The organism is Paraburkholderia sp. 32 (assembly GCF_050435345.1).
In the GTDB taxonomy this organism is placed as follows: Bacteria; Pseudomonadota; Gammaproteobacteria; order Burkholderiales; family Burkholderiaceae; genus Paraburkholderia; species Paraburkholderia tuberum.
Genome location: NZ_JBNDKD010000001.1, coordinates 1,533,662 through 1,559,288, shown reverse-complemented (window position 1 = coordinate 1,559,288; position 25,627 = coordinate 1,533,662). Strand labels below are relative to the sequence as shown.

17 protein-coding genes and 4 pseudogenes are annotated in these 25,627 nt (G+C 64.6%); 9 read left to right on the top strand and 12 right to left on the bottom strand.

The window, feature by feature from the left end; all coding sequences use genetic code 11:
* Positions 1-272: 272 nt before the first annotated feature.
* Entirely contained in the window at positions 273-734 is a 462-nt protein-coding gene (locus OKW26_RS07390) for a DUF488 family protein (protein WP_184025218.1), read from the bottom strand.
* 103 nt (positions 735-837) lie between these two features.
* On the bottom strand, positions 838-1,188 hold the full coding sequence (locus tag OKW26_RS07385; RefSeq protein WP_373685682.1) for an FKBP-type peptidyl-prolyl cis-trans isomerase: 351 nt from the start codon (positions 1,186-1,188) through the stop codon (positions 838-840).
* A gap of 251 nt (positions 1,189-1,439) precedes the next feature.
* Between OKW26_RS07385 and OKW26_RS07380 the strand changes: the two are divergent.
* The 6 genes and pseudogenes from OKW26_RS07380 (at position 1,440) to OKW26_RS07355 (ending at position 11,319) form a co-directional block, all read left to right on the top strand.
* A pseudogene (locus OKW26_RS07380) lies at positions 1,440-3,300 on the top strand (helicase-related protein).
* A gap of 61 nt (positions 3,301-3,361) precedes the next feature.
* Entirely contained in the window at positions 3,362-3,958 is a 597-nt protein-coding gene (gene pdeM, locus OKW26_RS07375; protein ID WP_429353124.1) for a ligase-associated DNA damage response endonuclease PdeM, read from the top strand.
* A 170-nt stretch (positions 3,959-4,128) separates the two neighbouring features.
* The gene (locus OKW26_RS07370; protein WP_429353123.1) at positions 4,129-6,426 is read left to right on the top strand and encodes a hypothetical protein; all 2,298 of its coding nucleotides are present in this window, start codon (positions 4,129-4,131) and stop codon (positions 6,424-6,426) included.
* An 895-nt stretch (positions 6,427-7,321) separates the two neighbouring features.
* Positions 7,322-8,710, top strand: a complete 1,389-nt coding sequence (locus tag OKW26_RS07365; RefSeq protein ID WP_429353122.1) for an FAD-binding oxidoreductase — start codon at positions 7,322-7,324, stop codon at positions 8,708-8,710.
* Between the two features lie 266 nt (positions 8,711-8,976).
* A complete protein-coding gene (locus OKW26_RS07360) occupies positions 8,977-9,567 on the top strand; it encodes a BPSL1445 family SYLF domain-containing lipoprotein (protein WP_184007138.1) in 591 nt (196 codons plus the stop codon).
* Between the two features lie 264 nt (positions 9,568-9,831).
* Positions 9,832-11,319, top strand: a complete 1,488-nt coding sequence (locus tag OKW26_RS07355; RefSeq protein WP_429353121.1) for a SulP family inorganic anion transporter — start codon at positions 9,832-9,834, stop codon at positions 11,317-11,319.
* Between the two features lie 68 nt (positions 11,320-11,387).
* Here the strand turns inward: OKW26_RS07355 and OKW26_RS07350 are convergent, their stop codons facing one another.
* Entirely contained in the window at positions 11,388-12,947 is a 1,560-nt protein-coding gene (locus tag OKW26_RS07350; protein WP_429353120.1) for a methyl-accepting chemotaxis protein, read from the bottom strand.
* Positions 12,948-13,057: 110 nt separating this feature from the next.
* Positions 13,058-13,612, bottom strand: a complete 555-nt coding sequence (locus OKW26_RS07345; RefSeq protein ID WP_429353119.1) for a YbaK/EbsC family protein — start codon at positions 13,610-13,612, stop codon at positions 13,058-13,060.
* A gap of 204 nt (positions 13,613-13,816) precedes the next feature.
* Here OKW26_RS07345 and OKW26_RS07340 point away from each other — a divergent pair, with 204 nt between their 5' ends.
* Both OKW26_RS07340 and OKW26_RS07335 read left to right on the top strand, forming a co-directional pair.
* Complete coding sequence (locus tag OKW26_RS07340; RefSeq protein ID WP_090807133.1) at positions 13,817-15,085, top strand: YihY/virulence factor BrkB family protein; 1,269 nt, start codon at positions 13,817-13,819, stop codon at positions 15,083-15,085.
* 432 nt (positions 15,086-15,517) lie between these two features.
* Entirely contained in the window at positions 15,518-16,702 is a 1,185-nt protein-coding gene (locus OKW26_RS07335; protein ID WP_429353118.1) for a porin, read from the top strand.
* A gap of 154 nt (positions 16,703-16,856) precedes the next feature.
* On the opposite strand, the gene OKW26_RS07330 is transcribed toward OKW26_RS07335, so the two are convergent.
* The 6 genes and pseudogenes from OKW26_RS07330 to OKW26_RS07305 all read right to left on the bottom strand — a co-directional run bounded on the left by OKW26_RS07330 (position 16,857) and on the right by OKW26_RS07305 (position 23,975).
* Positions 16,857-17,729, bottom strand: a complete 873-nt coding sequence (locus tag OKW26_RS07330; protein ID WP_184063530.1) for a proteasome-type protease — start codon at positions 17,727-17,729, stop codon at positions 16,857-16,859.
* A 172-nt stretch (positions 17,730-17,901) separates the two neighbouring features.
* Positions 17,902-18,702, bottom strand: a complete 801-nt coding sequence (locus tag OKW26_RS07325) for a transglutaminase family protein (protein WP_090807138.1) — start codon at positions 18,700-18,702, stop codon at positions 17,902-17,904.
* Between the two features lie 12 nt (positions 18,703-18,714).
* A complete protein-coding gene (locus OKW26_RS07320) occupies positions 18,715-19,665 on the bottom strand; it encodes an alpha-E domain-containing protein (protein WP_187619543.1) in 951 nt (316 codons plus the stop codon).
* Positions 19,666-19,835: 170 nt separating this feature from the next.
* Positions 19,836-21,246: pseudogene (locus OKW26_RS07315) on the bottom strand (circularly permuted type 2 ATP-grasp protein).
* 413 nt (positions 21,247-21,659) lie between these two features.
* Entirely contained in the window at positions 21,660-22,112 is a 453-nt protein-coding gene (locus OKW26_RS07310; RefSeq protein WP_090807144.1) for an HU family DNA-binding protein, read from the bottom strand.
* 375 nt (positions 22,113-22,487) lie between these two features.
* Positions 22,488-23,975 (bottom strand): PLP-dependent aminotransferase family protein, encoded by a 1,488-nt coding sequence (locus OKW26_RS07305; RefSeq protein WP_429353117.1) that lies wholly within the window; start codon positions 23,973-23,975, stop codon positions 22,488-22,490.
* Between the two features lie 85 nt (positions 23,976-24,060).
* Between OKW26_RS07305 and OKW26_RS07300 the strand changes: the two are divergent.
* Positions 24,061-24,245, top strand: a pseudogene (locus tag OKW26_RS07300) (carboxymuconolactone decarboxylase family protein); the annotation flags it as partial.
* A gap of 27 nt (positions 24,246-24,272) precedes the next feature.
* Here OKW26_RS07300 and OKW26_RS07295 read toward each other — a convergent pair.
* Complete coding sequence (locus OKW26_RS07295; protein ID WP_184063128.1) at positions 24,273-24,572, bottom strand: hypothetical protein; 300 nt, start codon at positions 24,570-24,572, stop codon at positions 24,273-24,275.
* Between the two features lie 86 nt (positions 24,573-24,658).
* A pseudogene (gene panE / locus OKW26_RS07290) lies at positions 24,659-25,595 on the bottom strand (2-dehydropantoate 2-reductase).
* Positions 25,596-25,627: the final 32 nt, after the last annotated feature.

Here is a 25,627-nt window from a genome sequence, read left to right as displayed (position 1 = left end):
AGCGCTCCTGGCGCGCATAATCACGGCCGGTTCGTGGCCCGCGATAGGGCGAGACGAATAGAGGGAGCTGCGCGTGAGTAGATAGTAGACGAGCGAGCGGCACACGCATTGAAAAAACATGCGTACTGGACGCGCTTTTCCACGTTTCGCGCCACGCAACCATTCGGGCTACTGAAGGAAACGCGGGCGCAGCCGGCGAGATGTAACCTGCCGGCACGAAAAGCCGCCGGCCAATGAGGCGGAAAAACGTAACCCGACCCGATCGGCGCCGGTCAGGTCAAATGTGTAACGGAAAGACGACTATTCCAGTGCTGGTTCAGATACTCGAGCGCAAACATCCGGTGGCAATGATGTGGTAAATGTTCACTGCAAAGCAGGCAACCCGATTCGAATAGCGCGATATCCAGATTACTTTCCACGCGGCGGCGCGCGATGAGGTCGAAATATTCCTCCCGAAAGTTCTCCCAGCTCAATTGCTTGCCCTGGTAGCGTTTGAGCAGGTCCGGCTCGGGAGCCAGTTCCGGTATTTCCACGTACGCCGCATTGCACAACTGGTCGAGAAAGTAAGGCAGATCTTGTTTTTTCGCAAAACCCGCCAGTTGCGACGTGTTGTTGAGGCGAACGTCGAGCACCGTGCGCACATGGGCGTCCTTCAGCAAACTGAAGAATTTCTGGGCGCTCTTGCCGGTAAAACCAATGCTGGCCACCTGCACGCTACTTTTGTCACGTTTCATGGTGAATCCCCTGGCAGGCCATTCGGCGCCCATAAAAAAACCTCGCTGCGATTGGCGCAGCGAGGCTCGGGTGTCAGTGCATCTTTAGCGCCGCTCGCGTGCTTTATTTGACGATGTCGACCAGTTCGACTTCGAAGGTCAGATCGGTATTCGGCGGAATCGGGCCGACGCCGCGATCGCCGTATGCGGTCGCCGCCGGGCACGTGAGTCGCGCCTTGCCGCCGACTTTCATCTTCTGCACGCCTTGCGTCCAGCACGGAATCACGCGATTGAGCGGGAACGTGGCCGGCCCGCCATGCTTGGCCGAGCTATCGAATTCGGTGCCGTTGGGCAGCGTGCCGCGATAGTTGACCTTTACCACGTCGGTCGCGGACGGTTGCGGGCCCGTGCCTTGCGTCAGATGTTCGACGATGACGCCGGACGGCAGCTTCTCCGTGGTCGGCGCGGCAGCCATCGCGGTCGAGGACAGAACGGCTGCGGCCAGCAAAGCAACGAGTGATTTCAAAGCGAATCTCCAGTGGGGTAGTCCGTTTGATTGTAACGGATCGGGTGTCGGCCGAGGCTCCCACATATTGCCCGATGCCGCGGGTCGTTGCGCGCCCATCAGCAACCTCGCTGAACCGTCGCGCGACCCCGCGGTCCACATGAACGTCCGGCGCGAGTCGCCGGCGAGCGAATCCGCCACACTTGTTGAGAGCGTTTTCGATGACCGAGCCGGCCCATTCCGACGACCCCGCTTACGATCTCTCCGCAGCGCCAGCCCCTTCCGACGAGCGCGTTCGCGCGCCAAGGCCGCGCCGGATTCCGCGCAGCCGCGCGCAACACGCGCGGCTCGATGCGCGCGAACCCGCGTTCGAACCGCTACCGTTCCCCTCGTATTCACCTGACGACGCGCGCCGCCCGTTCGCCGACAAACTCGCGCTCGCGCGTCTCACCCATTGGCGGCCCGGCTTGCAGGTGTGGGGGCTGTCGGCGACGCTCGGCAATCTGTCGTTCGCGACCGAGGTACTGCTCGCGCCGGTCGCGACGCCGCGCGTCAGCGTGCACGGCGCGCTGCCGAAAGCACTGATCGTCGACACGATCATTCCCGACACGATCGAGCGCTTTCCGTGGGGCGGTCATATGGGCATGCGGCAGGTCGATGCGGTCGCGCGCGCGATCGACGAAGCACGCACGTCGCTCGTCGTCACGAACACGCGCTCGCAATGCGAGGTGTGGTACCAGGCGCTGCTCGAGGCGCGCCCCGAGTGGGCCGGAGTGATCGTGCTGCATCACGGCTCGCTCGATCAGCAGGTACGCGAGTGGGTCGAACGTGGGTTGAAGAACGGCTTGCTAAAGGTTGTCGTGTGTACGTCTAGTCTCGACCTCGGCGTCGATTTTCTGCCGGTGGAACGCGTGTTCCAGATCGGCTCGCCAAAAGGCGTCGCGCGCTTGATGCAGCGCGCGGGCCGCTCGGGACATGCGCCCGGTTTGCCGTCTCGCGTGACGATCGTGCCGACGCATGCGCTCGAATTGATCGAAGCGGCGGCCGCGCGTGAAGCCGTCGACAAGCGGCAGATCGAAAGCCGCGATACGCCGCAAAAGCCGTTCGACGTGCTGGTGCAGCACCTCGTCACCGTTGCGATCGGCGGTGGCTTCGACGCGCTCGAGCTGTACGATGAACTTCTGCATACCTATGCATATCGTGATCTGACGCAGCAGGAGTTCGACTGGACGCTGGGTTTCGTCGAAGGCGGCGGCGCGACGCTGCAATGGGCCGGTAGCCGCATGCCGCTATCGTCCGAGCTCGCCGACGCCACATTGACGATGCTCGCGCGCGCCGCCGACGGCATCTACGACGAACCGGAATTGCGCGCGGTGCGGCCGCTGCTCGAATTGCAGCAGAAGTGGTCGGCGTTGCCCGAGCCGGGCGTACTCGTCGTCGAGCTGCTCAAATCGCGCGAGGGTCACCACTTCTTCTGCTATCCGTTCGCGGGACGCATTGCGCATATCGGAGTTGGCGCTCTGCTCGCGTGGCGAGTCGCGCGCGACAAGCCCGGCACGTTTTCGATTTCGATCAACGACTACGGTTTCGAATCGCTGTGCGCGCAGGCTTTCGATTGGGCCGCGCAATTAGAGAATGGCCTGCTTTCACCTGACGAACTCGATCACGACATTCTTGCGAGCCTCAATTCGTCCGAACTCCCCCTGCGACGTTTTCGCGAGATTGCACGAGTGTCGGGACTCGTGTTTCAGGCGCATCCGGGACAGCAGAAGAGCGCGCGGCAATGGCAGGCATCGAGCGGGCTTTTCTACCAGATCTTTCGTCAGCACGATCGCGGCAATCTGCTGCTGGGCCAGGCCGATACCGAAGTACTGCTGCAGGAACTCGACGTGCGGCGCATTCATTCGTATTGCGCTCGAACGAATGACCGCGAACCGCGTCGCGCTCACGCGGCCCAAGAAGCCGACCCCGTTCGCGTTTCCGTTGATCGTCGGACGCCTGCGCGAAAAAGTCAGCACCGAGAAGCTCGCCGATCGCGTCGAGCGAATGCTGGCCGAGCTCGAACGGGCGGCGCAACGATGAAGCCGACCTCGCTCGCGATCGACGTCGGCGGACGACCTCTCGTGCTGTCGAGCTTGCGCGCGTGTTTCGATCCGGCGCTGCGCGCGCTTTTTATCCCGATGCGCATTTCGGCAAGGATGCGGTGTTTCGCGCGCGCGGCATTCCAGTGCCGACGGGTTCGACCGCGGAGAATTTGCTGCGGATCGAACGTCTGATCACCGAGTTCGAGCCGGCGACGCTGGTGTTTCTCGGCGATCTGCTGCATGCGCGCGAGTCGCTGTCGACGCTCACGCTCGATGCGTTGCACGCGTGGCGCGCGCGGCATGCGTCGAGGCGCGTGGTGCTCGTCGAGGGCAATCACGATCGGCATGCCGGTGCGTTACCGCTTACGTTGGATGTCGAGTCCGTGCGCGAGCCGTGGCATATCGGGGCCTGGGCGCTGTGCCAGCGCCCGCATGCGGTCGATCACGCGTATGTGCTAGCGGGGCATGTGCATCCGGTCTTTCCGGATCGCGACGCGGACCGATTCAGTGCGTGTGCCGTGCTTTCGCTTTGGGATCGATCGGGGGTGCTGCCGGCGTTCGGTAGTTTTACCGGAGGCGCGCGTGAGACGGGGCGCGTTCTGGGGGAGAGGGTTTTTCTGGTGGTACAGCAGAGAGTGATCGAGTTGAGGAGTTGAGTGGACGACGGGGGCCGTCCACTTCTGGGTTTTTTGCTGGCTCTTTCGCTGCAAACTCCCCGCGGCGCGCGAGCGCGGTCGGTGTGGAGGCCGGGCGGCGCCGGCCTCCACCCTCGGGAGCCCCGCAAGGTTCGCGGGACTCCTGCCACTGGTTAGTGGTTGCCGCCGCCGTGGCCACCATTGCCGGAGCCACCGGCGCCGTAGCCGCCACCGTGGCCGCCGCTGCCTTGACCGCCGCCGTTGCCGCCGTTGCCGCCGTTGCCGCCGTTGCCGCCGTTGCCGCCACGGCCACCGTGGCCTCCGTTGCCGGAGCCGCCGTTGCCCTGGCCACCGCCGCCTTCACCGCCATGGCCGCCGTTGCCGGAACCGCCGTTGCCCTGGCCGCCGCCTTCACCACCATGGCCGCCGTGTCCGGAGCCGCCGTTGCCCTGGCCGCCACCGCCTTCACCGCCATGGCCACCGTTGCCGGAACCGCCGTTGCCCTGGCCGCCGCCTTCACCACCATGGCCGCCGTGGCCGTAGCCGCCGTTGCCCTGGCCGCCACCGCCTTCACCGCCATGGCCACCGTTGCCGGAACCGCCTTTGCCCTGGCCGCCGCCTTCACCACCATGGCCGCCGTGGCCGTAGCCGCCGTTGCCCTGGCCGCCACCGCCTTCACCGCCACGGCCGCCGTTGCCGGAACCGCCGTTGCCCTGGCCGCCGCCTTCACCGCCATGGCCGCCGTGTCCGGAGCCGCCGTTGCCCTGGCCGCCACCGCCTTCACCGCCATGGCCACCGTTGCCGGAACCGCCTTTGCCTTCGCCACCGCTGCTGCCGTGGCCGCCGTCACCATGACCGCCGTCACCGTGGCCGCCGTCACCGTGACCGCTGTCACCATGACCGCCGTTACCGTGACCGCCGTCACCGTGACCGCCGTCACCGTGGCCGCCGTCGCCATGACCGCCGTCGCCATGACCGCCATCGCCATGACCGCTGGCGCCGTGGCCGCCATCGCCGCGGCCGCCGTCACCGTGGCCACGACCGCCATCACCATCACCACCTTGTCCATGGCCATGACCGCCATCGCCGGCACCATCACCGCCGTGCCCATGGCCATGGCCGCCATCGCCGTCACCATCGCCAGCGTGACCATGACCGTGACCGCCATCGCCGTCACCATCGCCAGCGTGACCATGACCGTGACCGCCATCGCCGTCACCATCGCCACCGTGGCCATGTCCATGGCCGCCGTCGCCGTCACCATCACCGCCGTGGCCATGTCCATGGCCGCCGTCGCCGTCACCATCGCCACCGTGGCCATGTCCATGGCCGCCGTCGCCGTCACCATCACCGCCGTGGCCATGTCCATGGCCGCCGTCGCCGTCACCATCACCGCCGTGGCCATGTCCATGGCCGCCGTCGCCGTCACCATCGCCAGCGTGACCATGACCGTGACCGTGACCGCCATCGCCGTCACCGTCACCACCGCGGCCATGACCATGGCCGCCATCGCCGTCACCGTCACCACCGTGGCCATGACCATGGCCGCCATCGCCGTCACCATCGCCAGCGTGACCATGACCATGGCCGCCATCGCCGTCACCATCGCCGCCGTGCCCATGGCCATGGCCGCCGTCGCCGTCACCATCACCGCCGTGGCCATGACCATGGCCGCCATCGCCGTCACCATCACCGCCGTGGCCATGACCATGGCCGCCATCGCCGTCACCATCACCGCCGTGGCCATGACCATGGCCGCCATCGCCGTCACCATCACCGCCGTGGCCATGACCATGCCCATGACCATGACCATGACCATGACCATGACCATGACCACCATCCCCACCACCGTCCCCGCCGTTATCACCGCCTCCGGTACCGCCGCCATCGCCGCCCGTGCCGCCATTCCCCGAGCCATTCCCGCCACCACCGCTACCCGCGCCGCCGTTACCGTTGTCGCCGGCACCGCCATTGCCGTTGTTGCCGCCGGTATTTCCCGAGCCCACCCCGCCCGGGCCGGAATTAGCCGAGCTATTCCCGCCACCGCTTCCCGCGCCCGTGCCCGTCGAGGACGTCCCGTTGCCCGCCGGCGAGCCGGTGGGCGATGTCGGGCCGAGCCCCGCCGCCGCGACGCCGAAGGCGCCCGCCCCGAGCTGCCCGAATCCCTGCGACGTGCAGCCCGGCCCGCCGCCCGACGGACATCCGCCGTTCACGCTAGCCTCGGCGAGCACCATCACTGCGGGATTCGTTGCCGGCGCGGCGGTGCTCCCCGAATTCGTCTGCGCACCCGCCATCGCCGCATAAAGACTGACCGCGACCGCCAAAGCCGCCCGTCGCGTTCCCAATATCCACGCGTCCCCGCTTTGCTTCTTCATTTCACTCTCCGAATTATTTCACCAAAAAGACCGGTCCAATTAACGAGTGAATCTCCGCTCGTCAAAAAAACGAAAAGTCAAAGCCTTTGCGCAGCTTCGCTTTATGCGAATTAAAAATGCGTTCGCACTAAACACTTCTCTCACGGAAAATCCCCGGTCCGATTTGGCGTGCTTCGAGAGAATCGGCTGGCCGTGCGCGCACGTGATCGTGAGAGCAGCACAGCGAGGCTTGATGGACGTTGAAGTTATTCGCAGCGCAATCGCTCGACCGTGCGCTAGACCACGCAATGCGATATTGCCGATACGGCCCGTCAGGCGGCGTTAAACGACGATCCGCCCGCCAAATCCGCTACTCCACATTCTTCAGACAGGAAGTTAAAAAATCTCGCGCCCAATGCAATCTGATCAGAAAAACGAAAATTAGCCTTTGGTTTTATCGGACAAATACCGACCATTTACACATCATTGGTTTTATTCGTGTGGCCATTCGCACATAAAAATAGAAATAGGAAAAACCCAATGAGAGCAACCCAATAGACAATGCAATGAAAATCACCGAAACGCGCGTGCGAAACATTACGCGTCGTCGGGCAATGCGCGTGCGTCGCGAAAATCGCTGTCGCCATGTGCGCTACCTCGCACAGTCGTCGAACGTGTGCCTCGGTCGCACGCGATCACGAGCCACGCCCATATGCAAAGTGTCGTGGCACAACCACCAGCGCGTCGGATAACCAACACATCAGCGCGCACGCTTTTCCCGGAGCATTCCCACCATCTTCGGCAGTACCGCCGCGTATCGTCGTTGCCCTGCCCGCAAAAGCCTGTCCCCGCGAGCCACCGCGCGGAATCGCCCACGAACGCGGGTAAACCTTTGTTTGACTTCGACGCGTCGCCCCGTTTACTGCACGCAGCCGAACCTCTCAATCCGCTTTCATTCACCGCCCGCATTTTTGGTTGGTCTGCGGAGCAGCGTTCTGCGAGCGCCTCCCCCTCTTCGACGAGGTACAACATGGTTACTATCTCCAGCAGCGCGGTCGACGAATTCAAATCCGGACTTCGCGGTCAGCTTCTGCTGCCCGACACGCCGGGCTTCGACACGGCGCGCAGCATCTGGAACGCAATGATCGACCGTTCTCCCGCGATGATCCTGCGCTGCGCGGGTGTTGCCGACGTGCGCCGCGGCGTCGCCTTCGCGCGTGACAACGGACTGCCGCTCGCAATTCGCGGCGGCGGCCACAACATCGGCGGTAGCGCTGTGTGCGACGACGGCCTCGTGCTCGATCTGTCCACGATGAAATCGGTGCGCATCGACCCGGAAGCGCGGCGCGCCTATGTCGAACCGGGCGCGACGCTGCACGATCTCGATCACGAAGCGCAGGCATTCGGACTCGCGACGCCGCTCGGCATCAACTCGACGACCGGCGTCGCGGGTCTGACGCTCGGCGGCGGCTTCGGCTGGTTGAGCCGCCGCTACGGCATGACGGTCGACAACCTCGTCGCGGCCGACATCGTCACCGCGGACGGTGAATTGCGCCGCCTGAGCGCCACTTCGCACGACGATCTGTTCTGGGCGATTCGCGGCGGCGGCGGCAATTTCGGCGTCGTTACGCTATTCGAGTTCGCGCTGCATGAGGTCGGCCCGCTCGTGTACGGCGGCCTCGTCGTGTTGCCGCTCGCCGACGCGAAGGAAGCGCTGATCAAATACCGCGATGCCGTGCCCGCGATGCCCGACGAGCTGGCCGTCTGGGCCGTCGCGCGGCTCGCGCCACCGCTGCCGTTCCTGCCGCCCGACGTGCACGGCCAACCCGTGCTGGTGTTCGCGATGTGCTACAACGGGCCGGTCGAAAAAGGCCCAGCCGCGGTGGAAGCCGTGCGCGGCTTCGGCAAGCCGCTCGGCGAACATCTCGGTCCGATGCCTTATGAAGTTTGGCAACAGGCCTTCGATCCGCTGCTCACGCCGGGCGCGCGCAACTACTGGAAGTCGCACAACCTCGCCACCATCGACGATGGACTGATCGACGCGCTGATCCGTGCGATCGACACACTGCCGTCCGCGCAATGCGAAATTTTCTTCGGCTTGATCGGCGCGCAAACGCAGCGCGTGGCGGTCGATGCGACCGCTTACCCAAGTCGCGAGACGCAATACGCGATGAACGTGCACGGCCGCTGGGACGATGCGCGCGACGACGAGCGCTGTGTCAAATGGGCGCGCGACTTTTTCGACGCGGCGCGCCCCTTTGCGCTAGGCAGCGTGTACGTCAACTTCATGACGCAGGAGGAAGGCGGCCGTATCGCGGATGCCTATGGGCCCAACTATGAGCGGCTCGTCGCCGTGAAGAACCGCTACGATCCGCGCAACCTGTTCCGCCATAACCAGAACATTCGCCCAACGGCGTAGCGACGACGCGTGACGGAAAGCGGCGCAAAAACCCGAACTGCAATGGCCGCGCCGCTCTCGCGCAAGGCGGCGCGGCCATTGGGCACGCTACCTGCTGTTTGAGCGGTGGATGTCCGCGATGCGAACGTCGCGGCACGCCGCCGCCCGGCTGCGATGACCACGCGCACGGAACCTCCAGCGTGCAAATGAGAACAAAGCAAAGCAGGCGACTCGCCGCACTCTTCCAAAACGTACAACACGCGTGAGAAACGCAAAGGAAAACCGTCATGCGCAGACGACAATTCATCATGACCGGCAGCGCTGCATTGGCCGTCGCAGGCCTGAGCCTCACCGGTTGCACGACGACTTCGCCGTCCTCGAACGCATCGCCGTCTGCCAACGCCGGCAAGCGCGACACGATCAACGCCGGCGTCGACTCGACGCTCGCGCGTCTCTACGAAAACGTCGACGGGGCGCGTGAGCTCGTCGCGAAAGCGCGCGGCGTGCTGGTGTTTCCATCGGTGATCTCGGCCGGCTTCTGGGTCGGCGGACAGTATGGTGAAGGGGCGATGCGCATCGGCGGCCGCACGGTCGGCTACTACAGCACGGTCGCGGGCTCGTTCGGGTTGCAGATCGGCGCACAGTCGAAGGCGCTCGTGTTTCTGTTCATGACGCAGGAAGCGCTCGACGAATTCATGCACAGCCAGGGCTGGGCAGTCGGCGCGAATGCGACCGTCGCCGTGCTGAAAGTCGGCGCGAACGGCGCGGTCGATTCGTCGACCGCGACGAGCCCGGTGCAGGCTTTCGTGCTGACCAACGGCGGCTTGATGGCCGGCGTGTCGCTCGAGGGCACGAAGGTGTCGCGGCTGATTATCTGAGTATCCGAGCGGAGCTTTCCCTCTTGCGGATTTGTGGTGCGAGCGCGTCGCGCGATCGCATGACAGATCCGCGCCGCGCGTTCGGGCCATAGCGTTCCCGCCCGCTTCGCCAGCGCCGCTCGTCGCGCTACGGTAGAATCCACGCCTTTCGTCAACCGTCCGCGCCCAGCGGACGCAATCCTTCGCGCAGCCGCGCGTTGCCACGCCAGTCCAGCGCAGCCCATACAAGCCTCAGCATTGCGCTCGCGCGCCACCTCGTAGAACATGAACACCGCTAGTCCCGCTTGCGGTCGGCCCGCCTGGCTGTCCGGCATTCGCAGCAACGTGCTCGCAGGCTTGACCTCGTCGTTCGCGCTGGTGCCCGAATGCATCGCCTTTGCGCTCGTCGCCCATCTGAATCCGTTGATGGGTCTGTACGGCGCATTCTTTATCTGCACCGTCACCGCGCTATTTGGCGGACGTCCCGGCATGATTTCGGGCGCGGCGGGCTCGATGGCCGTCGTGATCGTCGCGCTCGTCGTCGAGCACGGCGCGCAGTATCTGCTTGCGACCGTGATCCTGAGCGGCCTCCTGATGATGCTGTTCGGCATATTGCGGCTCGGCAAACTGATCCGCATGGTGCCGCATCCGGTCATGCTCGGCTTCGTCAACGGACTCGCGATCGTCATCGCGACCGCGCAGCTCGCTCACTTCAAAACGGTCACGCCGCACGGCGAAGCCTGGCTGCACGGCAGCGCGCTCGCGACGATGTGCGCGCTCGTCGCGCTGACGATGGCGATCGTCTATCTGCTGCCGCGACTTACGCGAGCCGTGCCGCCGGCGCTCGTGGCCATTCTCGGCATCGGCCTTTTCACGCAGCTGCTGCATCTGCCGACGCGCACGCTCGGCGACATGGCGCATGTCGCCGGCAATCTGCCGACGCTGCATCTGCCCGACGTGCCGCTCGATCTCGCGACGCTTCGCATCATCCTGCCGTACGCCGTGCTGATCGCGATCGTCGGTCTGCTCGAAACGCTGCTGACGTTCAACCTGACCGACGAAATCACCGAAACGCGCGGTCAGCCGAATCGCGAATGCGTCGCGCTCGGCGCGGCGAACATCGCATCGGGGCTGTTCGGCGGCATGGGCGGTTGCGCGATGATCGGCCAGACCATGATCAACCTGAATTCGGGGGGACGCTCGCGGCTGTCGGGAATCGTCAGCGGCGTGATGATCCTGCTGTACATCCTGTTCCTGTCGCCGCTGATCGAGCGAATTCCGCTCGCGGCGCTGGTGGGCGTGATGTTCGTGGTCGCGCAGCAAACCTTCGCGTGGGGATCGCTGCGCGTGCTCGGCAAGGTGCCGCGCAACGACGCGCTCGTGATCGTCGCGGTCACGGTCATCACGGTGTTTGCCGATCTCGCGATCGCGGTGATGTGCGGCATCGTGATCGCCGCGCTCAACTTCGCGTGGCAGCACGCGCGCGAAATTCACACGCATGCCGAGGATCGAGCGGGCCATAAGACCTATGTGCCGCGCGGCACGCTGTTTTTCGCGTCGACGACGCGCTTTCACGAGCTGTTCGATCCGGCGCGCGACCCGGCGAGCGTGACCGTCGATTGCAGTCACCTGCTGCTCGCCGATCATTCGGCGCTCGCCGCGTTGCAGGGTCTGGCCGAGCGCTATCGCAAGGCGGGCAAGCAATTGCGCATGAAGAATCTGTCGGAGCGCAACCGCCAATTGTTGAGCCGCGCGGGGATCGGCCTGGCGTGAGACACGCACCGCGTTGCGAGCCCGCGTGCGGTGAATTCTCGCGCGCGTCGACAACGCGGCCTGGTGCCTTAGCGCTGCTCGGGCAACCGGAACACCGCGATCGCCGCCGACAACTGCCCGGTCTGCGTCTTCAGCACATCGGCCGCCGCGCTCGCCTCCTCGACGAGCGCCGCATTCTGCTGCGTCGTCTGATCCATGCTCGCGACCGCGATGTTGACCTGCTCGATGCCCGAGGTCTGCTCGGCCGACGCCGCGCTGATCTCGCCCATGATGTCGTTGACACGACGTACCGCCTGCACGACTTCCTGCATCGTGTCACCCGCGCGTCCGACGTGCTCCGAACCGCCCGCGATCTGCGCGGCCGATTCCTCGATCAGCGCCTTGATCTCCTTCGCGGCCGCCGCGCTGCGTTGCGCGAGCGTGCGCACTTCGCCCGCGACCACCGCGAAACCGCGGCCCTCCTCGCCCGCGCGCGCCGCCTCGACGGCCGCGTTCAACGCGAGAATATTGGTTTGGAACGCAATCCCTTCGATCACGCCGATGATGTCGCCGATCCGGTGCGACGACTGTGAAATCCCGCGCATCGTGTCGATCACCTGACCGACCACCGCGCCGCCGCGCGCCGCGGTCTCCGACGCGTTGTGCGAGAGCTGGCTCGCCTGCTTCGCGTTGTCGGCGTTCTGACGCACGGTCGCGGTGATCTGCTCCATGCTCGACGCGGTCTCGCCGAGCGCGGCCGCCTGCTGCTCGGTGCGGCGCGACAGGTCCGAATTGCCCGCGGCGATCTCGTTCGACACCGACGAAATCAGCGTCGCGCCGGCGCGAATCTGCTCGATCGCCTGCGCGAGACGCTGCTGCATCCGTTTCATCGCGGCGAGCAGGCTCGTGCTGTCGCCGGCCTTCGCGTCGACGACCACGTCGAGGTCGCCGTCCGCGATACGCGACGCGATCTGCAGCGCGTACGCCGGTTCGCCGCCAAGCTGACGCAGAATGCTGCGCAGAATCACGCCGATCACCAGCGACACGAGTGCGCAAAGCACCACCGCCGCGATCAGGTATTGCACGAGGGTGCGGTAGAACACGCCGTCGATGTCGTCCGTGAAGACGCCGGTGACGATGGTCCAGTCCCACGGCTTGTAAAGCCGCATGTAGTTGATCTTCGGCGCAAGCCTGTCGGTGCCGGGCTTCGGGAACTGCAGATGAACGAAGGCCTCGCCTTCGCGCTGCGTTTGCTCGGAACCTTCCTTGAACACGTGGCGGCCGTCCGGATCGGTGACGTTGGTCATGTCCTTGCCGACGAGATCGGCGCGCGTGGCATGCATCAGCACGTGCGCCTGGCTGTCTTCGAGCACGAGATAGCCGCCGGCACCGTCGTAGCGCATTGCGCGCAGGTCGTCCATCGCGGCGCGCTGCGCATCGGCGAGCGGCATCGTGCCGGCCGCGACGAGCGCGTTGTAGCGATCGAGCACGCTGTACGCGATGCTGACCACGTTTTTCAGCTCGCCCTCGCGATCGGCGATCATCGTGTCTCGTGTCGTGAACGCCCCCCACAGGCCGATCGCCAGAATGCCCATGCACATCACCGCGAGCGCGAGCCACAGCCGCACTTTCAGGCGAAACCGTTCCATCTTCCGTATCCCTTGTCGTGGTCGGCGGCTGTCCGCGCGAACGGACGCCGCAAACGTTTCATGTCGTTGTCGGGATTAACGGCGCGACGGAAGAAAACTTCAGTGCGGCTTCAAGGTTGCGGGTTTCCGTCCGCAGGCAGGGTCAGCGCCGCCACCTCGCAGCGCGGCCATTGCCGCAGCACGTCGGGCGACATCAGCAGCTTGGCCGCGCGCACGCCGGCGCCCATCACGATCTGCGCACGCTCCATCACGGCGGCGTCAACGAGGATGCGCCAGTCGGCCGGCAGACCGAACCCGGTAATTGCGCCGAACTCCATCTGGCTATGCTCGACCGCCGCCTCGCGCTTCGCGAATGACAGCCGCTGTGCGCCGAGCGCGGCCTTCACCGCGCCGTTGACGTCGAGCCGCCGCGAGCCGAGCGACACGAGCGCCGCATAGTGCTCGCCACCCTCTTTCCTGTAGCGGATCACGATCGTGTTCGCGCAGTCTTCGAGACCGAAGCCGTAGCGAGCGCTGAATGCGGCGGTGTCGGAGGCGTCGTCGGTGACGGCGAACACCGTGATCCCGCGCGCCGGCAATTGTTCGATGACGTGCGCGGGCAGATGCGCGCTCCACTGGTCGCGCTCGATGACGTCCAGTTGCTGTACGAGTTCGTGCGAATGCATGATGAGCGGAAAGGTGACATTAACCCGCTGCATTCTAGCGGTACGCGCGGGCGGCCGCGAAACGGGCCGCAAAACGGGCCGCAAAACAGGCCATGAACGCAGGCCATGCAGCGCGCCGCTTAACTTGTATAGTGACGGGCACGAGGTTTGCGAAAGGCAATGAAGCAAACACCCTGAAGGCGCCCTCACGATTCAGACACGATCATGGACATCGACACGCTCTCTCGCGAGAACCTCCAGCAGGCCGCGCGTCATCAGGCCAATTGGGCGATGGGCGCACTGCGGCAGTTCGCGGAGAACCGCTGTCCTGCGTTGGCGGCGAGCATCGCGTTCTATGCGGCGTTTTCGCTCGCGCCGACGCTCGTGATGGTGCTCGCGGTGGCCGGCTGGTTCTTCGGCCCGGCGGCCGCGCGCGGCGAGCTGTTCGGCCACATCAACGGCCTGATCGGCGACCAGGCCGCGGCCGGCGTGCAGACGATCGTCGAGAACGCGCATCACGCGGGCGCCAAAGGCGGCATCGCGACGATCATCTCGTTCTCGCTGCTGGCGATCGGCGCGTCGGCGACGTTCTCGTCGCTGAACAGCGCGCTCAATATAGTGTGGCCGTACAGCGGGCCGCGCACTTCCAGCTGGCTCGCGCTGGTGCGGGTGCGATTGATTTCGTTCGGGCTCGTGCTCGGCGTCGCGTTCCTGCTGATCGTGTCGCTGGTGCTCGATACGGTGATCGTCTTTATCGGCAACTGGCTGTGGGGCGACTCGCCGTATGTCGTAATCGGCAATCTGCTGCAGCTCGGCGTCGGGCTGTTCGTGCTGATCTTCGCGTTCGCCGGACTGCTCAAGTTTCTGCCCGACGCTCGGGTGCTGTGGCGCGATGCGGTGGTGGGCGGCATCGTCGCGGCCGTGTTGTTTACGGCTGGCAAGAAGCTGTTCGCGCTGTATCTCGCGCATGCGGGAATGGCCAGCGCGTTCGGCGCGGCCGGCTCGCTCGCGGTGCTGCTGATGTGGCTGTACTTCTCGGCGTTGGTGCTGCTGCTCGGCGCGGAGTTCTCGGCGGCGCGCGGCCGGCTGCACGATCCGCGTGGCGGCTGGGGCATGCAGGGCGAGTCGCCGCCGGGCAGCCGCGCGAAGCTCGCGTCGGTACTGGCGGCATCGACCGTCGCGGCAAATGCCGCGCCGTCTGCTCCCGCTGCTGTGGGTGTTGCCAGCCAAACGGCTACGCCGCTGCCCGCGGGAATCAACGCGGCGGCGCAAAGGCGCTCCGCGCATGAGACCGCGGTGGACGTTACGCGCAAGGTGCTCGACGCCGAAGCGCAAGCCACCCGTTTCGCGGCGTCCGCCCTCGTCGAAGCGCGTCGCCAGGCGACGGCCGCCGACCGCTACGTGCGACGCAACCCGTGGACCTCCGTGCTGCTCGCGGCCGCCGCGGGGCTCACGGCCGCGGCCATGGCGCGCCGTGGCGCCGACCGGCGCTGAAGCGGGCGCTTCACACCACGCTACCGTCCATACCCTTATAGATGCACGTGTTGCGCCGTCAATCCAGTCGATTGCGCCTGGACACACAACGCGCCCCTTCTGTCCAGCCTGTCTAGTCCTTTCGTCAGCCGTCTCTTTTATGATTTCACTACAAAGGCGAGCGGACGTGTAGACGACTAGATTACATTTAGCATGCAAATCGATGCTGATAGTGTGTTCGTTCACCCAGTCACTATCAACAAATCAACAATAATGCACATCAGACCAATAAATGTTGCGCAAATGGAAACAATCGTTGAGAGCTTTAAATACAAGGGTTTGCATCGATTGTCAGTTTTTGGCGACACTCTTTTTTTTCCGTTTCTACCCCGCCGAGCCGCTGAGCTATTCTGCTTTCCGCAACAACGAACAATCATCTGCGTGGAGAAATGGATGAAACGAATCGCACTGTCTACCCTCTCGCTGGCGCTCTTCGGCGTCGCCGGTATCGCTCACGCGCAAAGCAGCGTGACCCTGTATGGCGTGCTGGATGAATCGGTCCAGTACGTGAACAATGCTACGCCCCACGGCGGTAGCCTCGTACAAATGTTTGGCGGCAACCTGCAAGGTAACCGTTTCGGCCTGAAGGGCACGGAAGACCTCGGCGGCGGCCTGAAGGCAATTTTCCAGTTGGAAAACGGCTTTGACATCAACAGCGGCAAGCTCGGTCAAGGCGGCCTGATGTTCGGTCGTCAGGCTTACGTCGGTCTGACGGGCGACTCTTGGGGCACCTTCACAGCTGGTCGTCAGTACGACCCGCTGGTCGACATGATCCAGCCGCTGACGGGCGACAACTACTTCGGCAGCACGTTCGCTACGCCGGGTGACGTCGACAACAACGACAACAGCTTCCGCGTGAACAACTCGCTGAAGTATGTGTCGCCGGTGTGGTCGGGTTTCCAGGTCGAAGGCATGTACGCTCTGGGCGGCGTCGCAGGCGCGACGGGTTCGGGTCAAACGTGGGCCGGCGCAGCAACGTACGCAACGGGTCCGTTCAGCGTCGCGGGTGGCTACCTGAGGACTGACAACGCAAGCACCAACCTTCCTGTCCGCACGGGCTGGAACAGCACGACGGTCCCCGGCGCTACGTTCGACACGAACTTCCCGGACAACGCAGGCATCAACCAGGCTTACACCACGGCGAAGTCGATCAGTATCGCTTCGGCAGCTGCTCAGTACGTGACGGGCCCGTTGACGGCTAACCTGTCGTACAGCAACGCGCGCTACAAGCCGGACGCACAATCGGCGTTCACGTCGACGCAGATCTTCAACGTCGGCCGCGTGTACGTCGGCTACCAGATCACGCCGGCAGCCCTGCTGGGTATCGGCTACGCGTACACCCGCGGTACGGGCGACGCGGTGGCAACGTACAACCAGGTTTCGCTGGGCGGCGACTACTCGCTGTCGAAGCGCACCGACCTGTACACGGTCGCCGCATGGCAGCATGCAAGCGGCCAACAGCGTGATCCGGCTACGGGCGCACTCGTTTCGTCCACGGCTTCGATCGGTTCGTATGGCAACCAGTCGAGCACCAACAACCAGGTCATGGTCAGCGTTGGTATCCGTCACAAGTTCTAATCGGACTTCGAATCGGACCTACTACGCAGCCGACGGGCTGCGTAGCCAGAAACCAGAAACCAGCCAGAGGCGATGCCGATGGCTGGTTTTTTTTCGTCCTGAGGTTTCGGTGCGGGCCCGAGCGAGCCTGAGCCGCGCTCCGAACCCAACGCAGCTAGCGCCGCTGCGCCTTGCCCTTGTCGGCCTGCGCGAGAATCTGCGCGGGCGACACATCGTGCTCATGCTCGACGCCATCGGCGCCGACCGGCGCGCGATATAGCACCAGCGCCCGCTCCGACTGCAGCGACGGCGCATCCAGCGACTGCTGCCAGTCCGGATCGGGAATCTCGGCGAACACCTGGCGCAGACGCTCGCCCCACGTGCGGTGAAGCATGTCGAAGTACGCGTTGTCGCGATCGATCGACACGAACCGCGTGACCCGCAGCGCATCCTTCTCGTACACGAGCAGATCGAGCGGCAAGCCCACTGACAGGTTCGAGCGCAGCGTCGAGTCCATCGAGATCAGCGCGGACTTCGCGGCCTCGTCGAGCGGTGTGGACGGCGTCAGCACCCGATCGATGATCGGCTTGCCATACTTCGCCTCGCCGATCTGGAAATACGGATTCACGGCCGACGCCTCGATGAAATTGCCCGCCGCGTAGATCATGAAAAGGCGCATCCGGTTGCCCGCGATCTGGCCGCCGAGAATGAAGCTGCAATTGAAGTCGACACCGAACTTCTGCATCGCCTCGGCCTCGCGCTCATGCACGCGACGCACCGCGCTGCCGACCACGCGCGCGGCGTCCGCCATGGTCGGCACGCTCCACAGCGTGGGCTCGCCGGCATCGGCGGGCTCGGACAGCTCGTGCAGCACCGCTTGCGTGATCGACAGATTGCCGGCGCCGAGCAGCACCAGCATGCGTTCGCCGGGTTGCTCGAACACCGACATCTTGCGCGCAGTACTGATGTGATCGACGCCCGCATTGGTACGCGTGTCGGACAAAAATACGAGGCCGTCGTTGACGGCCATCGCTACGCAGTAAGTCATAAGGAATCCGCGGAAGGCAAAGGAACGGGGCTATTGTAATGCGGCGCACAGGCGCCTTTTATCCGTGTTTACGGCCCTTTTTTGCAGCCTTTTTTGCAGCCTTTTGGCAGCTGATTCCGAACACGTGGCAGGAATGTTAAATGCGGTCGCGCGCGTTGGCGTTGCAATGCGGCTACTGCGACATCTGCGCGCTGACCGCCACCGCCACGTGAAGCTCCTCTTCGAGTCCGCCGATGCGTCGGCCGCGCACCGGTGCCGCGGCCTCATAGTCACGGGCGACCGCGAGCCGGCAGTAGATCTCGCTGGCAAACCCGGCATGCGTGACGTCGATCGAAATCCACCCTTTGCCTTCGAGCCATACGTCGACCCACGCGTGACTCGCGCCATGCGGCACGTCGCCGGGTTCGATATATCCGCTCACATAGCGCGCCGGCACGCCGCGCGCGCGGCAGCACGCGAGCATCAGATGCGCATGGTCCTGACACACGCCGTTGCCGAGCGCGAGCGCCTCGGCGGCCGTGCTCGTAACCTCGGTCACGCCGGGCCGGTACTGCACGCGCTGCACGATCTGCTCGGACAGCGTGAGCAGGCTTGCCGGGCTCGCCAGATTCGCCACCGACTCGGCCAGTTCGCGGATCGCGCCGTCGGCTTCGGTCAGACGCGTCGCGCAGGTGAAATGTTCGAGCGGAATCGGGCCGGGCGGATCACCCAGCACGCCGTCGACGAGCGGCATCGTGTCCACCTCGCCCGACACGCGCAGATGAATCTCGTCGTGCGGCTTGTTCATGACGAGCGTGTGCAGCACGTTGCCGTAGGCGTCGAGCGTCGCGTCGAGCTTGCCCGGCGCGTCGATGTTCCAGCGCCGCACGGTCTGTCCGGCGCCGCTCGCGGGCGTCAGGCGCAACTGCTGGATCGAATAGTGAACCGTCGCTTCGTAGCGGTAAGAGGTGTCGTGGCGGATCGTCAGGTACATGAGAAAACTCCGTCAGGCCACTGGCAGCATCAGATAAGTACGCGCCACCAGATTGCCCAGATCGAACACGCGAGCGAGGAACTGCGTCAGATAGGCGTGCAGACCGCTTTCGAAAATCTGCCGGATGTCGGCATACAACAGCTCGGCGCGCAGCTTGCCGGCGAAGCGCTCGCACTGGTTCGAGCCCGATGTGCGCAGCATCGCGAGATTGCTGCACACGCCGTCGAGCGAGGCGAGCAGCGAGCGCGGCATCTGCTGATTGAGGATCATCAGCTCGACTACGCGCGCGGGCGTCACGACGTCGCGATATACCCTGCGGTAGATCTCGAGCGCCGACACCGAACTCAGGATCGAGGTCCAGTAATAGAAGTCCTCGAGCTGACGCGCCGCGTCGCGTGAATTCGGCTCGACGTTCGCGAAACGCACATCGAGAATCCGCGCGGTGTTGTCGGCGCGCTCCAGATACGTGCCTAGCTGCGTGAAGAAGAACGCGTCGTCCTGCAGCGCGGTGCCGATCGTCACGCCGCGCGACAGATGCGAGCGGAACTTGACCCACTCGAACAACGAGCCCGGATTGCTCGCGGCCTGCCCGCTCGCGAGCCGCTCGTTGAATTCGAGCCACGTGTCGTTGATGGTTTCCCACCACTCGGTCGTCAGCGTGCCGCGCACCGCGCGAGCGTTTTCACGCGCGGCCTGCAGGCACGAATGAATGCTCGACGGATTACTTGCGTCGGCGATCATGAAGTCGAGCATGTGCTCGCGCGTCGGTTCGTCGTAGCGCTGCGCGAAGGCGCTTTCGAGCTCGGAGATGCGCAGCACCGAGCGCTGCGCGCGAGCCTCCTGTTCGGCCGTCTGCGGCAGCAGTTGCGCCTTCAGGTTGATGTCGAGCATGCGGGCGGTGTTCTCCGCACGCTCCATATAGCGGGCCATCCAGAAGAGGTGATCGGCGGTTCGGCTAAGCATGACGACGTTCCATGTCTGTGATCTGAACGCGCGAGGCCTTCGTCAGCGACGAAGGTCCGCGCTGGTTATCCGTTGAGCGCCAGCGCGCATCAGGTTGCGAGTGTCACGCCCGGCTCTGCTCTGTTGCGAGCGAGGCGAGAAGCGAGGCGAAAAGCGCGGCGGCAACCGCGTCAGTCGACCATCCAGGTGTCCTTGGTCCCGCCTCCCTGCGATGAATTGACGACGAGCGAGCCCTCCTGCAACGCGACCCGCGTGAGGCCGCCCGCCACCATCGTGGTGGTCTTGCCCGACAGCACGAACGGCCGCAGGTCGATATGGCGCGGCGCGATGCCCGCTTCGACGAAAGTCGGACACGCGGACAGCGCCAGCGTGGGCTGTGCGATATAACCGGCCGGACGCGCGATCAGCCGCTCGCGGAAGGCCTCGATTTCGGCCTTCGTCGAGGCGGGGCCGACCAGCATCCCGTAGCCGCCCGCGCCGTGCACTTCCTTGACCACCAGCTCCGGCAGATGCGCGAGCGTATAGGCGAGATCCTCGGGCTTACGGCACTGATAGGTCGGTACGTTGTTCAGAATCGGCTTTTCGCCAAGATAAAACGCGATCATGTCGGGCACGTACGGGTAGATCGATTTGTCGTCGGCGATGCCGGTGCCCATCGCGTTCGCGAGCGCGACGCGGCCGGCGCGATAGGCGGTGAGCAGACCCGGTACGCCGAGCGCGGAGTCGGGGCGAAACGCGAGCGGATCGAGAAAATCGTCGTCGACGCGCCGGTAGATCACGTCGACGCGCTTCGGTCCTTGCGTGGTGCGCATGAACACGTAGTTGTCGTCGACGAACAGATCCTTGCCTTCGACGAGCTCGACGCCCATCTGCTGCGCGAGGAACGTATGCTCGAAATACGCGGAGTTGTACATGCCCGGCGTCAGCACGACGACGACCGGATCGTCGACGCCCGCGGGCGCGACCGAGCGCAGCGTATCGAGCAGCAGGTCGGGATAATGCGCGACCGGCGCGATGCGGTTCTGCACGAACAGCTCGGGGAAGAGCCGCATCATCATCTTGCGGTTTTCGAGCATGTACGACACGCCCGACGGCACACGCAGATTGTCTTCGAGTACGCTAGAATTCGCCTTCATCGCCGGCGCGCACCACGTCGACGCCCGCGATATGCGCGTAAACACCGAGCGGCACGTCGACGCCCTGCATCTCGGGACGATACTGTGCGTTGGTATAGACCTGGTCGGCCGGCACGATGCCCGCGCGCACGATGTTGCGATCGTGATAGACGTCGTGGATAAACAGATTGAGAGCCTGCACGCGCTGTCGCAAACCCGCTTCGAGCGTCTGCCATTCGCCGCGCGGGATGATGCGCGGAATCAGATCGAAGGGAATCAGCCGCTCGGTGCCTGACAGGTCGCCGTTTACCGCGAACGTGATGCCGACGCGCCGGAACAGCAGGTCCGCTTCCGCGCGCTTGCGTGCGATCGCTTCATCGCCCTGACTGTCCAACCATCGCTCAAAGCGCGCGTAATGCGGCCGTACGCCATCGGCGTGATGGCGCATCTCGTCAAAGCATCGCATGTCAGCCCCAGTCTTGTTGTCAAATAGAAGGCGAATGCGCTGCGCATTCGGTATTCGACCTTCGATCAAGCAAGCGTTATGCCATTGAATGTGTCGGGATAGAGCGCGTTGACGTGCCCGCTAATGGCGCATCCGCAGGGCGTCGGATTGCCTCGATCGTACTGTCGTGGCTCATGATGCGCCAGTCAGGTGCGTGTGCGCCATCAGGGAGCACACTATGAGAGGCGCGCTTGCCGTTTCGCCAATGGACTCGACGCGCACTACGAAGCGAGCGCATAAAAAAAGTCCCCGTGAATCTTCATCCACGGGGACTTCGATCACCTGCATGCAGGCGCTTTTTCACGCACTCAAACGTCAGGCATGGTTAAACACAACAGCGCCATGCCGACGCCTGAGTCGTGCGAGCAACGCGTTCAGGCTGCCGCTGCGTCCTTCAGCTTCTTCAGCGCGCGTGTCTTGATGCGCACGCTGGCCGGCTTGGCCGGGAACCAGCGCTCTTCACCCGTGAACGGGTCCTTGCCGAAGCGCTTCTTCTTCGCCGGCACAGCCTGCACGACGATCTTCAGCAGACCCGACAGCGTGAATTCGCCAGCGCCCTTCTTGTGCACCGTGCCGAGGATCGTGTCTTCGAGCGCGGCCAACACGGCCTTGGCGGTCTTCGGTTCCACTGCAGCGCGTTCAGCGATGTGAGCTGCCAACGAGGCCTTCGTGAAGGTGTCCTTGATCGGCGACGGTGCGCCAGACGCCTTCACGGCGACCTTCTTGGCTGCGACGGCTTTCTTCGCAGGAACTTTCTTTGCAGCAACCTTCTTGGTCGGTACCGGGGCAGCAGCCTTCTTGGCCACCTTTTTTGCGGAAGTCGGCATGTTTCTCCTACCTGTTGTGGTCAGTGAATTGCTCGAAGCGCACACCGTATGTGCACGCTTCAACGCCGGATTCTACAAGCGCTAAAGCGATTTGCGCGACTCTTTTATGTATTGCGACGAAGTTTTTTGCGCGGCGCCGACGGCGCAACACGTTTTAGTACCTGTTTTAGCGCCTAAAACGTGCGCGGCGAGCTCTTTGACATGCAGGAGTAACGCTCGTTACAGTTCGTTTCGGCCGTGGTTTCGAGGCGGTTGCGTCGAGGCGAGCCGGTGTTTTCGCCCCTTGAAACAGGGCATTTTCTTCGTTTGACGCGTCAAGCAACGCACCCCCAACGTTTCGACGATGCCTGCGCCTCGCTTGCGGCGAGCTCCGTTTCAGCGTGCGATGCGCTGCAGGATGTCGGCGAGCGTCGTCAGCGCCGTGTCGATATGTTCGGCCGCGATGCTGCCATAGCCGAAGATCAACCCAGGCTGTGGTGTCACGCGATGGTGAAATGGCGCGAGTCCATAGAGGCCGATCGACGCTTCACGCGCGGCGGCAACGAGCACCTCTTCGCCGAGCGACGCCAACGGCCCCTTGAGCCGCGCCGCCAGATGGATGCCGGCGGTCGGCACGATCGGCTCGAACCAGCGCGCGAGACCGCCTTGCAGATGCTCGAGCAGCATCGCGCGGCGGGCCGCGTAAGCCTTGTGCATGCGCCGCAGATGGCGCGCGAAGTCGCCATTGAGCATGAACGACGCGAGCGCCGTTTGCGTCAGCGTGCAGCCGTGACAATCGGCGATCTGCCGCGCCTTCAGCAGCGGGCCGTGCAACGACGCGGGCGGCACCAGGTAGCCGATGCGCAGCTCGGGGAAGATCGTCTTCGAAAACGTGCCGACGTAGGCGACGAGGCCGGCGCGATCGAGGCTCTTCAGCGGCTCCATCGGCCGGCCTTCGAAACGGTACTCGCAGTCGTAGTCGTCCTCGATGATGACCGCGCCGCGCTTTTGCGCCCATTCGAGCAGTTCGACGCGACGCTCGAGGCTCATCGGCATACCAAGCGGAAACTGATGCGAAGGCGTCACGTAGACGAGCCGTGCCTTGTCCGGCAGTTTGCCGACGATCAGGCCTTCGCGATCGACCGGTACCGGCACCACGCGCGCGCCGGTCACCTTGAAGCATGCATGAGCGGGCGGGTAGCCGGGGTCTTCGATGGCCGCGATTTCACCGGGCCGCAGCGTGATGCGCGCCATCAGATCGAGCGCGTGCTGCGCGCCCTGCGTGACGATCACGTCTTCCCAGTTGCTCGACACCGCACGGTTGAAAGCGAGGTAGCGCGAGATCGCGAGCCGCAGCTGCTGCTCCCCTGCGGCGTCGCGATAGGTGCCGGGGCTGCGCGCCTGGCCGCGTAGCGCATGATTCACGCAGCGGCGCCAGACGTCGAAGGGAAACAGCGTCTTGTCGGTCGCGCCGCCGATAAAGTCGAGCGGCGACGGCACCGACGGCCGCGGCAACGGCAGACTGTCGGGCATCTGCTCCCACAGCGGCTGCGCGCGCGCGGCGGCCTTCGCTTGCGCGGCGGCCCGCGCGCGCGAACGAGCCGCCGCGCGCGCGTGGGCGGAACGCTCGGCCGGCAACCGTTCGAGTCCGTCGGCGACGAAGGTGCCCGAACCGGCGCGGGCGCTCAGATAACCTTCTGACAGCAGCCGCTCGAATACGTCGAGCGTGGTCTTGCGCGACACACCGAGTTGCGTCGCGAGATCGCGCGTGGACGGCAGACGCGTGCCGCCGGCAAGGCGCCCTTCGAGAATGCCCGCGCGCAACTGCCGATAAATCTGTCCGGACAGATCGTGATGGCCTTCGACCGCGATGTGAATGTCCATTCGGGTGGTTACCTCAAATAACGGTGAAATGGTTATTTCGACCGACCAGTGGCGAACGCAAGCTTACCGCCACGGACGCCCGACGCGCGAACGCGCGGCGCTCGAATGGACGGAGGCGGTGACGCTGGTCGCGCAAACGCGCGTGCGGATACGGTATGGGACGCGGTGAAGCCGCATTTCAGCGAGCAGGAAATCAGCGACCTGACGCTGCTGATCGTTGCGATCAACGGCTGGAACCGCATTGCGGTCTCGTTCAGGAAGATGCCGGAGCAAGCAGCGGCGCGTCTTCGCGGAGCTTCAGAAGATCACGGAGACCGCCACCGCGAGCCAGATCGCGGTCACGCCCGCGAGAAACAGATGCCGCGCGATACGCACGCGTGAGTCGCTGTTCTCCGGCTCGACGGGACTCGTCGCCATCCATGGCACGAGGCCCAGGCACGCGAAGCCGGCCAGCGCGAGCACAAAGACCACGACGTCGGCCTTGTGCCAGGCAGTCGGCTCATACATACCCCAGTAGCCGAGAAACACGATGCCGATCGAGAACACGGTCGCGGAAGCGGCGCTGAGCGCGGGCACCGATCCAGTTGGAGCCGGCATGCTTGACCTCCGATCGTCAGGTTGCGGCGGCGCTCGCCCGTCGCGCCATCCGCCCGATCCGCGTTCGCGTCGGCCGCGGCGAGCCGTCAGGAAGTGCGGGTCTGGCGAGCTTCGTACGTCTTCAGATGACTATAGGCGATGCGCAGCAGCGACACGCCGTGTTCGCCCTTTTGCGCGTCGCCGCCGCGCGAGATCAGGTCGCCGAGGATATGATCCGCCTCGGTGTGCGAGCGGTTTTCGACGTCGCGCAGCATCGACGCGGTCAGCGGCGACGGCGTCAGCAGCACCTGGGTGGCGCGTACCTCGAAGTCCGCGGCCATCGTGAAGCCGTTGTGCTCGGCCGCCGCGCGGCATTCGCCGAGCAGATTCTCAATCACGCGCTTGCCGTCCGGCGCAGCCAGGATATCGCCGACCGAACCGCGCATCAAGCACGTACTCGCGGCCAAGGTGGCGAGGAACACCCATTTTTCCCACATGCGCAGCAGGATGTTGTCGCTGATTGCGACGTCGAAGTTCGCGCCGGACATTGCATCGGCAAGCGCCTCGGTGCGCTCCGAGGTGCCGCCCACGAGTTCGCCGAACGTGATCGCGTGCATGTCGTTCAGATGCACGATGTGCTGCTCGGCATCGAGCGTCGCGGCGATCACGCACTGACCGCCGAGCACGCGCTCCTTGCCGAAGCTCGCGGTCAGCACGTCGATATGACGCATGCCCGTTGAGCATCGGTAGGATCAGCGTGTCTTCGCCGACGAACGGCGTGAACGAATCGATCGCGTCGTCGAGACTGTAGGCCTTGCAGCTCAGCAGCACGAGGTCGAACGGCTCGGCGGCGACACCGGCCAGTATCGTCTTCACGTCGGGCAACTGGAGATTGCCGCGCGGGCTGTTGATGACGAGGCCGTCGCTCCGTAGCTTTTCCGCGCGACCGGCGCGTACGAGGAAGGTCACGTCCTGCCCCGCCGCGGCCAGACGTCCGCCGAAATAACCGCCTACCGCGCCCGCTCCTACTACCAGAATTCGCATCTTGAGCCTCTTGAAAGATTTCGATTTGCCGA

Bases quoted from the DNA above. Each gene is read 5' to 3' on its own strand.
- OKW26_RS07390 (WP_184025218.1), bottom strand. From the start codon at position 734: ATGAAACGTGACAAAAGTAGCGTGCAGGTGGCCAGCATTGGTTTTACC.
- OKW26_RS07385 (WP_373685682.1), bottom strand. From the start codon at position 1,188: ATGGCTGCCGCGCCGACCACGGAGAAGCTGCCGTCCGGCGTCATCGTC.
- OKW26_RS07365 (WP_429353122.1), top strand. From the start codon at position 7,322: ATGGTTACTATCTCCAGCAGCGCGGTCGACGAATTCAAATCCGGACTT.
- OKW26_RS07360 (WP_184007138.1), top strand. From the start codon at position 8,977: ATGCGCAGACGACAATTCATCATGACCGGCAGCGCTGCATTGGCCGTC.
- OKW26_RS07355 (WP_429353121.1), top strand. From the start codon at position 9,832: ATGAACACCGCTAGTCCCGCTTGCGGTCGGCCCGCCTGGCTGTCCGGC.
- OKW26_RS07350 (WP_429353120.1), bottom strand. From the start codon at position 12,947: ATGGAACGGTTTCGCCTGAAAGTGCGGCTGTGGCTCGCGCTCGCGGTG.
- OKW26_RS07345 (WP_429353119.1), bottom strand. From the start codon at position 13,612: ATGCATTCGCACGAACTCGTACAGCAACTGGACGTCATCGAGCGCGAC.
- OKW26_RS07340 (WP_090807133.1), top strand. From the start codon at position 13,817: ATGGACATCGACACGCTCTCTCGCGAGAACCTCCAGCAGGCCGCGCGT.
- OKW26_RS07335 (WP_429353118.1), top strand. From the start codon at position 15,518: ATGAAACGAATCGCACTGTCTACCCTCTCGCTGGCGCTCTTCGGCGTC.
- OKW26_RS07330 (WP_184063530.1), bottom strand. From the start codon at position 17,729: ATGACTTACTGCGTAGCGATGGCCGTCAACGACGGCCTCGTATTTTTG.
- OKW26_RS07325 (WP_090807138.1), bottom strand. From the start codon at position 18,702: ATGTACCTGACGATCCGCCACGACACCTCTTACCGCTACGAAGCGACG.
- OKW26_RS07320 (WP_187619543.1), bottom strand. From the start codon at position 19,665: ATGCTTAGCCGAACCGCCGATCACCTCTTCTGGATGGCCCGCTATATG.
- OKW26_RS07310 (WP_090807144.1), bottom strand. From the start codon at position 22,112: ATGCCGACTTCCGCAAAAAAGGTGGCCAAGAAGGCTGCTGCCCCGGTA.
- OKW26_RS07305 (WP_429353117.1), bottom strand. From the start codon at position 23,975: ATGGACATTCACATCGCGGTCGAAGGCCATCACGATCTGTCCGGACAG.
- OKW26_RS07295 (WP_184063128.1), bottom strand. From the start codon at position 24,572: ATGCCGGCTCCAACTGGATCGGTGCCCGCGCTCAGCGCCGCTTCCGCG.